10 protein-coding genes and 1 pseudogene are annotated in these 12146 nt (G+C 70.7%); 3 read left to right on the top strand and 8 right to left on the bottom strand.

Features of this window, described 5'->3' with window-relative positions; all coding sequences use genetic code 11:
* The 7 genes from BKI49_RS27625 to BKI49_RS27595 form a co-directional block, all read right to left on the bottom strand.
* Positions 1-450 (bottom strand): bifunctional DNA primase/polymerase (locus BKI49_RS27625; RefSeq protein WP_095936977.1); only part of this gene is annotated, 450 nt, incomplete at its 3' end.
* Positions 451-643: 193 nt separating this feature from the next.
* Complete coding sequence (locus BKI49_RS27620) at positions 644-2071, bottom strand: NAD(P)/FAD-dependent oxidoreductase (protein ID WP_095936976.1); 1428 nt, start codon at positions 2069-2071, stop codon at positions 644-646.
* A gap of 21 nt (positions 2072-2092) precedes the next feature.
* Entirely contained in the window at positions 2093-2893 is an 801-nt protein-coding gene (locus tag BKI49_RS27615) for an ABC transporter permease (protein WP_095936975.1), read from the bottom strand.
* The gene (locus BKI49_RS27610; RefSeq protein WP_095936974.1) at positions 2894-3832 is read right to left on the bottom strand and encodes an ABC transporter permease; all 939 of its coding nucleotides are present in this window, start codon (positions 3830-3832) and stop codon (positions 2894-2896) included.
* Positions 3832-4974 (bottom strand): ABC transporter ATP-binding protein, encoded by a 1143-nt coding sequence (locus BKI49_RS27605; RefSeq protein ID WP_095937093.1) that lies wholly within the window; start codon positions 4972-4974, stop codon positions 3832-3834. Before BKI49_RS27605 ends, BKI49_RS27610 begins: the two co-directional genes overlap by 1 nt.
* Positions 4975-4979: 5 nt before the next feature.
* Positions 4980-6227: a polyamine ABC transporter substrate-binding protein gene (locus tag BKI49_RS27600; protein WP_095936973.1), complete on the bottom strand. Its 1248-nt coding sequence runs from the start codon at positions 6225-6227 to the stop codon at positions 4980-4982.
* An 81-nt stretch (positions 6228-6308) separates the two neighbouring features.
* The gene (locus tag BKI49_RS27595) at positions 6309-7835 is read right to left on the bottom strand and encodes a gamma-aminobutyraldehyde dehydrogenase (protein ID WP_095936972.1); all 1527 of its coding nucleotides are present in this window, start codon (positions 7833-7835) and stop codon (positions 6309-6311) included.
* A 179-nt stretch (positions 7836-8014) separates the two neighbouring features.
* Here BKI49_RS27595 and BKI49_RS27590 point away from each other — a divergent pair, with 179 nt between their 5' ends.
* Complete coding sequence (locus BKI49_RS27590) at positions 8015-8596, top strand: NADAR family protein (RefSeq protein ID WP_095936971.1); 582 nt, start codon at positions 8015-8017, stop codon at positions 8594-8596.
* Positions 8597-8682: 86 nt separating this feature from the next.
* Here BKI49_RS27590 and BKI49_RS35430 read toward each other — a convergent pair whose 3' ends face one another.
* A complete protein-coding gene (locus tag BKI49_RS35430) occupies positions 8683-9453 on the bottom strand; it encodes a DUF4190 domain-containing protein (RefSeq protein WP_179332602.1) in 771 nt (256 codons plus the stop codon).
* Between the two features lie 677 nt (positions 9454-10130).
* On the opposite strand from BKI49_RS35430, the pseudogene BKI49_RS27580 reads away from it, so the two are divergent.
* Together BKI49_RS27580 and BKI49_RS27575 are read left to right on the top strand one after the other, a co-directional pair.
* Positions 10131-11244, top strand: a pseudogene (locus BKI49_RS27580) (adenosine deaminase).
* A 17-nt stretch (positions 11245-11261) separates the two neighbouring features.
* On the top strand, positions 11262-11945 hold the full coding sequence (locus BKI49_RS27575; RefSeq protein ID WP_095936969.1) for a glycerophosphodiester phosphodiesterase: 684 nt from the start codon (positions 11262-11264) through the stop codon (positions 11943-11945).
* The last annotated feature ends 201 nt before the right edge of the window (positions 11946-12146 follow it).

Below are 12146 nucleotides of genomic sequence, written 5' to 3'. Positions count from 1 at the left end.
GCGGCCCTCGTTCCCGGCCGGCCCCGCCACCGCCTCGTGCATGGCCAGTTCGAGCAGTGCCGGATCGGTGAGCGTGCCGGAGCCGTCGGGCGGGACCAGCCAGCGGACCCCGCCGGTCGACCGGCCCGGGTACGGCACCACGATCCACGTGCCGCTGCCCGCCGTACGCACCCCGGTGCCGAGCCACCGCGCCGCGGTGCCCGCGGGCACGAAGAACCCCATCCGGGCGTCACCGAAGTCGACGAGCACGGGCCCCGGCCGGTCGATCACCCGGGTGAGCACGTCGAGCGTCGGGTAGCCGAGTTCGCCCGGCAGGATGAGCACGTCCCAGGCCCGGCCGGCGGGCAGCAGCGCGACCCCCATCGGATTGCGCTCCCACTCCCATCGGCAGGCCTCGGGGTCCGGTGCCACCGACGTCAGCCACTCGACCGCCGCCTTCGCCCCTGTCATGACGGAACCTCTCTCTCTGCTGCGACGCCGGTCGCGTCACAGGGGAGAGGGAGGTTCGGGCCGGGCATTACGCGGGTTCCGGCTCCTTGTGGGCAGTGAACCGGGTCACACCGCGCGAGCAGGGCGTACGCCGACGGATCGGGAACGCTTCCACGCGCCCCTTCCGCCGGTCGGCCCGCCCCGTCCGCCGGGGTCAGCTGTCGAAGCCGAGCCCCAGCCTGTCCATCGTCCGCAGCCACAGATTGCGCCGGCCGCCGTGCGTGTCCGCCCGCGCCAGCGACCACTTGGTCAGGGCGATCCCGGTCCAGGCGAAGGGCTCGGGCGGGAACGGCAGCGGCTTCCTGCGGACCATGTCCAGTTCGGTGCGCTCCGTGCGCTCCCCCGCCAGCAGGTCGAGCATCACGTCCGCGCCGAACCGTGTCGCCCCCACGCCGAGGCCCGTGTATCCGGCCGCGTACGCGACCTTGCCCTGGTGGGCGGTGCCGAAGAAGGCCGAGAAGCGCGAGCAGGTGTCGATGGCGCCGCCCCAGGCGTGCGTGAAGCGGACGCCCTCCAACTGCGGGAAGCAGGTGAAGAAGTGCTCCGCGAGCTTCGCGTACGTCTCCGGGCGGTCGTCGTACTCGGCGCGCACCCGCCCGCCGTACGGGTAGATCGCGTCGTAGCCGCCCCACAGGATCCGGTTGTCGGCCGACAGCCGGAAGTAGTGGAACTGGTTGGCCGAGTCGCCGAGGCCCTGGCGGTTCTTCCACCCGACGGACGCCAGTTGGTCGGCCGTCAGCGGCTCGGTCATCAGGGCGTAGTCGTAGACCGGGACGGTGTAGGAGCGGACGCGCTTGACCAGGTTCGGGAAGATGTTGGTGCCGAGGGCGACCCGGCGGGCGCGGACCGAGCCGTACGGGGTACGGACGGCCATCCCCGCGCCGTACGCCTTCAGCTGGAGCGCGGGCGTGTGCTCGTACACCCGCACGCCGAGCCGGAGACACGCCTCCTTCAGGCCCCAGGCCAGCTTGGCCGGGTGGAGCATGGCGACGCCCCGGCGGTCGTACAGACCGGCCAGGAAGGTCGGTGAGTCGACCTGTTCCCGCACCGCGTCGGTGTCCAGGAACTCGACGCCGTCGGCGAGGCCGGCCCGCTCCAGTTCCTCGTGCCAGTCACGCAGTTCGGACGCCTGGTGCGGCTCGGTGGCGACGTCGATCTCGCCGGTGCGCTCGAAGTCGCAGTCGAGGGAGTAGCGGGCGACCGTCGCCTCGATCTCGTCGAGGTTGCGGGCGCCCAGCTCCTCCAGCTTGCCGATCTCGTCCGGCCAGCGGGTGAGACCGTTGGCCAGGCCGTGCGTGAGCGAAGCGGCGCAGAAGCCGCCGTTGCGGCCGGAGGCGGCCCAGCCCACCTCACGGCCCTCGACGAGGACCACCTCGCGCCCGGGATCGCGCTCCTTGGCGAGCAGCGCGGTCCACAGTCCGCTGTAGCCACCGCCGACGACGAGCAGATCACAGGTCTCGACGCCGGTGAGCGCGGGCTCGGGGTGGGGCTTGCCGGGGTCGTCCAGCCAGTACGAGACCGGCTGGACGTCGGAAAGAGACTTCGTCCACTGATTACCACGGGTCATGGCGCTAGGGGCCATGATTTCAACTCCCTACGAGCGTTATGCCTTTTGCTTGTTCCGGCGATTTCCTACGACCATGCCGGCCAGGACGAACAGTACGGCGACGAGGAACATGGCCGTACCGATGACATTGATCTGAACGGGTGTTCCGCGCTGCGCCGATCCCCACACGAACATGGGGAAGGTGACGGTCGAACCCGCGTTGAAATTGGTGATGATGAAGTCGTCGAAGGAGAGCGCGAAGGACAGCAGCGCGCCCGCCGCGATACCGGGTGCCGCGATGGGCAGGGTGACCCGGAGGAAGGTCTGCACGGGACCGGCGTACAGGTCCTGCGCCGCCTGTTCCAGGCGCGGGTCCATCGACATCACTCGTGCCTTGACCGCGGTGACGACGAAGCTGAGGCAGAACATGATGTGGGCGATCAGGATCGTCCAGAAGCCCAGCTGGGCACCGAGGTTGAGGAAGAGCGTGAGCAGCGAGGCCGCCATGACGACCTCGGGCATCGCCATCGGCAGGAAGATCAGCGAGTTGATCGCGCCACGCGCCCGGAAGCGGTAGCGGACCAGCGCGAAGGCGATCATCGTGCCGAGGACGGTCGCTCCGACCGTCGCCCACAGGGCGATCTGGAGGCTGATCGAGAGCGAGCCGCACATGTCGGCGACGCCGCACGGATCCTTCCAGGCGTCCGTGGAGAACTGCTGCCATTCGTAGTTGAAGCGTCCCTTCGGTTTGTTGAAGGAGAACACCGTGACGATGACGTTCGGCAGGAGCAGGTATCCGAGCGTCACCAGTCCCGCTATGACGACGAGATGGCGCTTGAGCCAGTTGACGAAGGCCATTTAAACCAGATCCTCCGTCCCGGACCTGCGGATGTAGAGGGTGACCATGAGGAGAATCGCCGCCATGAGGATGAACGAGAGGGCGGCGGCCGTCGGATAGTCGAGCACACGCAGGAACTGCGTCTGAATGACGTTTCCGATCATGCGGGTGTCGGTGGAGCCGAGGAGTTCGGCGTTCACGTAGTCGCCGGACGCCGGAATGAACGTGAGCAGCGTGCCGGAGACGACACCGGGCATCGACAGCGGGAAGGTGACCTTCCGGAAGGTCGTGAACGGCTTGGCGTACAGGTCGCCCGCCGCTTCGTGCAGCCGCCCGTCGATGCGCTCCAGCGAGGTGTAGAGCGGAAGGATCATGAACGGCAGGAAGTTGTACGTCAGACCGCAGACCACCGCGAGGGGCGTGGCCAGGACGCGGTCCCCCGACGTCATGCCGAGCCAGCTGGTGACGTCCAGGACATGCAGCGAGTTGAGGGCGCCGACGACCGGGCCGCCGTCGGCGAGGATGGTCTTCCAGGCCAGCGTGCGGATCAGGAAGCTGGTGAAGAACGGCGCGATCACCAGGATCATGATCAGGTTGCGCCAGCGGCCCGCGCGGAACGCGATGAGATACGCCAGCGGGTACCCCAGCAGCAGACACAGGATCGTCGCGGAGCCCGCGTAGAGCACCGAGCGCACGAACTGCGGCCAGTACTCGGACAGGGCGTCCCAGTAGGTCGCGAGGTGCCAGGTGACCTTGTAGCCGTCCTCCAGCGAGCCCGTCTGCACGGACGTGGAGGCCTGGTAGAGCATCGGCAGCGCGAAGAAGACCAGCAGCCACAGGATGCCGGGCAGGAGCAGCCAGTACGGCGTCAAGCGGCCCCTCTTGCGCGGGGGCTTGTTCTCCGGGGTCTTCGTGACGGTGGGGTCGAGAGGCGGCGGCGCCTCCGTGAGCGTCGACATCAGGCGGCCTCCTCCTCGACGCCCGCGTCGATGTCCTGAGCCGCGTCCAGGCCGAAGGTGTGGGCCGGGTTCCAGTGCAGGACGACTTCGGCGCCGGGCACGAGCCGGGAGTCGCGGTCGATGTTCTGGGCGTAGACCTCGAACTCGGGGCAGACCGGGCTGTCGATCACGTACTGCGTGGAGACGCCGATGAAGCTGGAGTCGGCGATGCGGCCCGTGATGCGGTTGCGGCCGGCCGGGATCTCGCCGGCGTCCTCGGCGTGCGTGAGGGAGATCTTCTCCGGGCGCACCCCGACCAGCACCTTGCCGCCGGTGGTCGCCGGGGCGGAACATCGCGCCTCGGGCAGGGTGAGCTTGCCGCCGCCCGCCTTGAGGACTATCTCGTCGCCGCTGCGGGAGTCGACCTCGGCCTCGATGAGGTTGGAGGTGCCGAGGAAGTTGGCGACGAAGGTGGTCTGCGGGTTCTCGTACAGGTCGGTGGGCGCGCCGAGCTGTTCGACGCGGCCCGCGTTCATCACGGCGACCGTGTCGGCCATCGTCATGGCCTCCTCCTGGTCGTGCGTGACGTGGACGAAGGTGATGCCGACCTCGGTCTGGATCCGCTTGAGCTCCAGCTGCATCTGGCGGCGCAGCTTGAGGTCGAGGGCACCGAGGGGCTCGTCGAGGAGCAGCACCTTGGGGTGGTTGATCAGCGCGCGGGCCACGGCGACGCGCTGCTGCTGGCCACCGGAGAGCTGGTGCGGTTTCTTGCGTGCCTGCTCGCCCAGCTGCACCAGGTCGAGCATCTCCTCCACCTGCTTCTTCACCGACTTGATGCCGCGCCGGCGCAGACCGAAGGCGACGTTCTCGAAGATGTCGAGGTGCGGGAAGAGGGCGTAGGACTGGAAGACCGTGTTCACCGGGCGCTTGTACGGCGGCAGGTGGGTGACCTCCTGGTCGCCGAGGAAGACGGTGCCCGAGGTCGGGTCCTCCAGGCCGGCGATCATGCGCAGGGTGGTGGTCTTGCCGCAGCCGGAGGCGCCGAGCAGGGCGAAGAACGAGCCCTGCGGCACGGTCAGGTCGAGCGGGTGCACGGCCGTGAAGGAGCCGTACGTCTTGCTGATCCCGGAGAGGCGGACGTCGCCGCTGTTGTCTGTCGTCATCATCGTCACGCCCCTGTGAGCTTCGCGAACTTCGCTTCGTAGGCCGTCTCTTCCTTCGGCGACAGTGCGCGGAAGGAATGCGATTTCGCGGCCATGACCTTGTCGGGAATGATCAGCGGATTGTCCGCCGCGGATTTGTCGATCTTCGCGAGGTAGGGCTTCACTCCGTCGACGGGCGACACGTAGTTGATGTACGCGGCGAGTTGGGCCGCCGGCTCGGGCTCGTAGTAGTAGTCGATGAGCCGCTCGGCGTTCGTCTTGTGGCGCGCCTTGTTCGGGATCAGCATGTTGTCGGTCGACGTCATGTATCCGCTGTCCGGGATGATGAAGTCGACGTCCGGGCTGTCCGCCTTGAGCTGGACGATGTCACCGCCCCAGGCCACGCAGGCCGCCAGGTCGCCCTTGGTGAGGTCGGACGTGTAGTCGTTGCCCGTGAAGCGCCGGATCTGGCCCTTGTCGACGCCCTTCTGGATACGGGCGATCGCCGCGTCGAAGTCGTCGGCGGTGAACTTCTCCGGGTCCTTGCCCATGTCGAGCAACGTCATGCCGATGCTGTCGCGCATCTCCGACAGGAAGCCGACGCGTCCCTTGAGCTTGGGGTTGTCGAGCAGGTCGGAGACCGACTTCACCTCGATGCCGTCGAGCGCCTTCTTGTTGAAGGCGATGACGGTGGAGATGCCCTGCCACGGGTACGAGTAGGCGCGGCCCGGGTCCCAGTCGGGGTTGCGGAACTGCGCCGACAGGTTGGTGTAGGCGTGCGGCAGGTTGGCCGGATCCAGTTTCTGGACCCAGCCCAGGCGGATCAGGCGGGCCGCCAGCCAGTCGGTGAGGACGATGATGTCGCGTCCGGTGTCCTGGCCCGCGGAGAGCTGCGGCTTGATCTTCCCGAAGAACTCGTTGTTGTCGTTGATGTCCTCGGTGTACTTGACCTTGATGCCGGTCCGCCGGGCGAACGCGTCGAGCGTGGGGTGGTGCTTCTCGCTGTCGTCCACGTCCATGTACTCGGTCCAGTTGGAGAAGTTGACGGTCTTCTCCTTGGCCGAGTGGTCCTCGGCGGACGTGCCGCCCTGCGTCTTGCCCGCCGCGGGGATCCCGCAGCCGCTCAGTGCCCCGAGACCGCCCACGGCGAGGGCTCCGCCCGCGGAGGCGCGCAGCAGCGAACGACGGGTGAGGGAGGCCCTGCCGTTCCGGAAGCTGCGCCGCATCGCGGCCAGTTGAACCGGGGACAGGCGTTCGGGCTCGTGGTGCTCCATGCTCTGAATGCCCTTTCGGAAGGGTCGCGGCCGTGCTCGCGGCCTGGTCTGCCGCTCGGCCGTGGCCGAACGTCGCACCGGCTAGGGCCGGTCCCCGAAGATGGTGCGGTGCCAGTCCTTCTCGGCCACCGCGGTGTTGTCGAACATGACGTGCTTGACCTGTGTGTACTCCTCGAAGGAGTACGTGGACATGTCCTTGCCGAAGCCGGACGCCTTGTAGCCCCCGTGCGGCATCTCGCTGATGATCGGAATGTGGTCGTTGACCCAGACGCAGCCCGCCTTGATCTCGCGGGTCGCCCGGTTCGCCCGGTAGACGTCACGACTCCAGGCGGAGGCGGCGAGCCCGTACGGGGTGTCGTTGGCGAGGGCGATGCCCTCGTCGTCGGTGTCGAAGGGCAGCACGACGAGCACCGGACCGAAGATCTCCGCCTGCACGATCTCGCTGTCCTGGGCGGCATCGGCGACGAGTGTGGGCGCATAGTACGCACCCCTCTTGAGGTCGCCCTCGGGGACGACCCCGCCGGTCACCACGCGCGCGTAGCCGCGGGCCCGGTCGACGAAACCGGCGACGCGGTCGCGCTGGGCGTGCGAGATCAGCGGGCCGAGGTCGGTGCCGGGGGCGAACGGGTCGCCCAGCCGCACGCTCTCCATCAGGGCGGCGGTCCGGCGCACGAACTCGTCGTGGAGGGGCCGCTGTACGTACGCGCGCGTGGCGGCCGTGCAGTCCTGGCCCGTGTTGATGAGCGACCCGGCGACCGCGCCGTGCACGGCGGCGTCCAGGTCGGCGTCGTCGAAGACCACGAAGGGGGCCTTGCCGCCCAGTTCCAGGTGCAGCCGCTTGACGGTCGAGGTGGCGATCTCGGCGACCCGCTTGCCGACGGCGGTGGACCCGGTGAAGGAGGTCATCGCGACGTCGGGGTGCCCGACGAGGTGTTCGCCGGCCTCCTTGCCCAGGCCCGTGACGATGTTGACGACACCGTCCGGGATCCCCGCCTGCGTGGCCGCCTCGGCGAACAGGAGCGAGGTGAGCGGGGTCAGTTCGGCCGGCTTCAGGACGATCGTGTTGCCCGCGGCGATGGCCGGGAGGATCTTCCAGGCGGCCATCTGGAGCGGGTAGTTCCACGGCGCGATGGAGCCGACGACGCCGATCGCCTCACGGCGGACGTACGACGTGTGGTCGCCGGAGTACTCCCCCGCGGACTGGCCCTGGAGATGCCGGGCCGCGCCCGCGAAGAACGCGGCGTTGTCGATGGTGCCCGGCACGTCGAACTCGCGCGTCAGCTTGAGCGGTTTGCCGCACTGGAGGGACTCGGCCTGGGCGAACTCCTCGGCGCGCTCGGCGAGCACGGCGGCGAAACGGTGCAGCGCGTCGGAGCGCTCGCCCGGGGTGGCGCCCGACCAGCCGGGGAACGCCTCGCGCGCGGCGGCGACGGCCGCGTCGACGTCGGCGGTGCCCGCCAGCTCGTACGTGTAGACCTCGTCGCCGGTGGCGGGGTCGACGACCGCGTGCGTGCGGCCGGAAGTGCCCTTGGTCAGTCGGCCCGCGATGTACTGCGCGCCGTCCGCGAAGCGGTCCTGCGCCTGGAAGCGATGGCCCGGATTGTGCATGTCGCTCTCCTCCGCCGTCCTCCCCGTCTCCGCGAGGGGTCGGCGTAGCTCCAGCTCGATTTGAGTGCCGATCCTGACAGAGCTAAGGGACGCCAACAAGTGATTCCGTTGTTGCCTTTTGGTTACGCGACGGAATCTGTCGACCAGGTGTCGAGTCACGCTGGTAAAGGCGGGACGGAATGTCAGTGGTGCGTGCCACAGTGGCGTGCATGGGGAAGATCGATTCTTGGGAAGCGCTGGTCAGCGAGGTCGAATCGGGGGCGAGGGTCAAGTACCTGCACTTCTGGGGTCACCGTCCGCGACCGGACGGCGGGGTGGGTGCGAGCTGTCTGAGCCAGTGGTGGCCGTCACCGTTCGTGGTCGAGGGCGTCGAATACGCGACGGCGGAGCACTGGATGATGGCCTCGAAGGCACGGCTGTTCGGTGACGCGGAGGCGGAGCGCCTGGCGCTGGACGCCGCGAACCCCGCGCTCGCCAAGAAGGCCGGACGGCTGGTGCGCGGCTTCGACGACGTCATATGGGAGCGCGAGCGGTTCGGGATCGTGGTGGAGGGCAGCGTCCACAAGTTCCGGGCCCACGCCGATCTGCGCGCGTTCCTGCTGGGCACCGGCGAGCGGGTGCTCGTCGAGGCGAGCCCGCTCGACCGGGTGTGGGGCATCGGACTGGCGGCGGACGACGAGCGGGCCGCCGATCCCGCCCGGTGGCGGGGACCCAATCTGCTCGGGTTCGCGCTGATGGAGGCCCGGGACCGGCTCCGCTAGCGCGCCGCCCCGCGGCGCGCCCGACACGGTCGAATCCCTCGCCGCCCACAAGGACCGCCGCCGCGCAGCGGTCTCCGTGCGGTGTCCTACCGGGACCGCCCGGTCACGAGCGAGGTGGAGAAGCCGCCGTCACCACCCGGGCCGCCGTCGCCGCCGTCGTCGGGGGTCACGATGAGGAAGACGAGCATCGCGATCCCCAGAGCGATGCCGACGGCTCCGCAGATGATCCCGGCCAGGGCCTGCCCCGGGTTCGTGGCCTCGCCCCGACGCGCCTTGCGCCGCCCGATCGCCCCGAAGATCACCCCGAGGACGCCGAGGACGATGGCGAGCGGCCACAGGCAGAACACGGCCGCCGCGATGATGCCGAGCACCAGACCGGCGGTGCCCATGCCATTGCTCGGCGCGGGGGTCCCCGGCCATCCGTAGCCGGGGAAGCCCTGGTAGGGGCCCTGCGGCGGGGCGGGGGCGTAGTGCGCGTGGTCGTGATCGTAGGGGAAACGGCCGGGGCCGTCGGGGGCTATCGGAGGCGGCGGGACCGGCTCTCCCGGGGCGGGCCGGGGGTACGGAGTGTGGGCCGCGGGGGGCGCGAAGGGGTTGCCCGGGGCGCCCGGCACCGCGCCCGGCGTCGGGCCGCTCGGAAAGGCCGACTGCGGCGGCGGGGCGAAGGGGTTGTCCCAGGCCCCGGGCGTCCCGGGGCCCGGTGCTCCGGGCACGGAGGTGACCGTGGGCCCGTCGTGCACGGGGTGCGGCGCCGGTGCGGAGCCCCACCCGGAGGGCACCGTGTCCGTGGGTTCCGCGGGCGGAGCCCACGGGTCGAACGCCTCCGGCGGGGTGCGATCGGGCTTGCCGAGCGACACCGGGTCCGCTCCCGCGCGCTCCGGCACGGGGCCCGGCCGCCACGTGCGGGGCGCGGTCGGCGCGGGGTGCTCGCCCGGCACGGCGGGCGGGTCCGAGGGGTGGACCCACCCCGGTTCGGGGGCCTGAACCGACCCGCGGGTCTCCCCCGGTGCGGGGTACTCCCCCGGCACAGCGGACCCGTCCGACGTGTCGTGCCACCCCGGCTCGGGGCCCTGAACCGACCCGCGGGTCTCCCCCGGTGCGGGGTACTCCCCCGGCGCAGCGGACCCGTCCGACGTGTCGTGCCACCCCGGCTCGGGGGCCTGAACCGACGCGTCGTCATGGCCCGGCTCGGGGGCCTGGCCCGGCGCAGGGGGCCGGTCCGACGTGGGGGCCTGTTCCGGCGCGCGGGTCTCCTCCGACGCCGAGGGCCGGCCCTGTCCTGATAGAGGGGATTCTCCCGACTCGGCAGCTCTGCCCGCCGTGGAGGCCCGTTCCGACCTGGGCGGCGCGGTGTCCGGGGACGGACCGCCCGGTGAGGCCCAGGCGGCGGCGTCACGGGGCGCTTCCGGCGTCCGGGCGTCGTCGGGCATGCGCGAGTCCCCTCAGTCGTACGTTCCGTCATGCTAAGGCCCGGGACCGGGGCCGGGCCGCTCGGGCGTCCGCCTACGATGATCCCCGAGTCACCGATCAGCCGATCACCCGCGTCCCGCCGACCACGGTCGGGGACGCCGTTCCGGGGAGGAACCTTGACCGACCACCACATCGCACGCGACGGCGCCCGCGATCTGCACGCCTTCATCGCCGGACTGCCCAAGGCCGAACTGCACGTGCACCACGTCGGCTCCGCCTCCCCGCGCATCGTGTCCGCCCTGGCCGCCCGGCACCCCGACTCCAAGGTGCCGACCGACCCCGAGGCCCTCGCGGACTACTTCACGTTCACGGACTTCGCCCACTTCATCCAGGTGTACCTGTCCGTCGTCGACCTGATCCGCACCCCTGAGGACGTGCGGCTGCTGACGTTCGAGGTCGCGCGGGACATGGCCCGGCAGCAGGTCCGCTACGCCGAGCTGACGATCACTCCGTGGTCCTCCACGCGCCGCGGCATAGACGAGCGGGCCTTCATGGACGCCATCGAGGACGCCCGCAAGGCCGCCGAGGCCGAGCTCGGCGTCGTCCTGCGCTGGTGCTTCGACATCCCGGGCGAGGCCGGGCTGGAGGCCGCGGAGGAGACGGTGCGGCTGGCCACCGACGACCGGCTGCGCCCGGAGGGACTGGTCTCCTTCGGACTCGGCGGGCCCGAAATCGGAGTGCCGCGGCCGCAGTTCAAGCCGTACTTCGACCGGGCCATCGCCGCCGGACTGCGTTCCGTGCCGCACGCCGGCGAGACGACCGGTCCCGAGACGGTCTGGGACGCGCTGAACGACCTGCGCGCGGAGCGCATCGGGCACGGCACGAGCTCCGCCCGGGACCCGAAGCTGCTCGCCCACCTCGCCGAGCACCGCATCGCGCTGGAGGTCTGCCCGACCTCCAACATCGCCACCCGCGCGGTCCGCACCCTCGACGAGCACCCGCTCAGGGAGTTCGTGGAGGCCGGGGTGCCCGTCACCATCAACTCCGACGACCCGCCGATGTTCGGCACCGACCTCAACAACGAGTACGCGGTGGCCGCCCGCCTCCTCGCCCTCGACGAGCAGGGTCTCGCCGCCCTCGCCAGGAACGCGGTCGAGGCCTCGTTCCTGGACGCGGACGGCAAGTCCCGCCTCACCGCCGAGATCGACACCTACGCCTCGGCCTGGCTCACTCCCTGACCCGACACAATGGGCCCATGCGCACCGTGACTGCCGTGGCCCATCGCGGCGCCCCCTACCGCGTCCGTGAGAACACGCTCGACTCCCTGCGTTCCGCGCTCCGACTGGGCGCGGACGCGGTCGAGATCGACGTACGACTCACCCGCGACGACGTACCCGTCCTGCTGCACGACGCGACGCTGAAGCGGCTGTGGGAGCGGGACCGGCCGCTGCGCTCGCTCTCCTCCGACGAGGTGCGCGGGCTCACCGGGGGTGGCGTGCCGACGTTCGCCGACGCCCTGGCCGCGACCGGGGACAGCCGGATCATGGTCGATCTGCCCGGCCCGGTCGACGTGAGGGCGGCGCGCACGGTCGTCGACGTGGTCCGGGCGTGCGGCGCGGAGGAGCGGGTGTACTACTGCGCCGGCGCCGAGGCGATGCTCGCGGTGCGGGCCGCCGATCCCGGCGCGGAGATCGCGCTGACCTGGACGACGCTCGCGCCGCCGCGGCCCGGCCTTCTCGCCGCCGTGCGTCCGCGCTGGCTCAACTACCGTTTCGGACTGGTGACCCGGGAGCTCACCGCCCGCGTCCACCGCGGCGGCCACCTGCTCTCCGTGTGGACGCCGGACACCCGCCGCTCCATGCGGCGCCTGCTCGACCTGGGGGTCGACTCCATCACGACGAACCGCATCGACGCGCTCTGCTCCCTGCGCAGGGACTGAGCCGGCCGGGGCCCGTGCGGCCACCGCGCGACGACCGGCCGCCCCGCCACCGGAGTTCACGGGCACGCCCCGCGCGGGGCGTGGCCTTTGCGTGGCCGACGCGGGCCGCGACCAAGCGCCGTCGCGCGCGCCGCGCGGGGCGTGGCCGAGGCCTTCGCGTGGCCCGTGCGGGCTGTGGTCGAGGCCTTCGCGTGGCCGACG

Source organism: Streptomyces sp. Tue6028 (genome assembly GCF_002300165.1).
GTDB lineage: Bacteria > Actinomycetota > Actinomycetes > Streptomycetales > Streptomycetaceae > Streptomyces > Streptomyces siamensis.
This window is presented reverse-complemented; position numbering and strand designations above follow the sequence as displayed.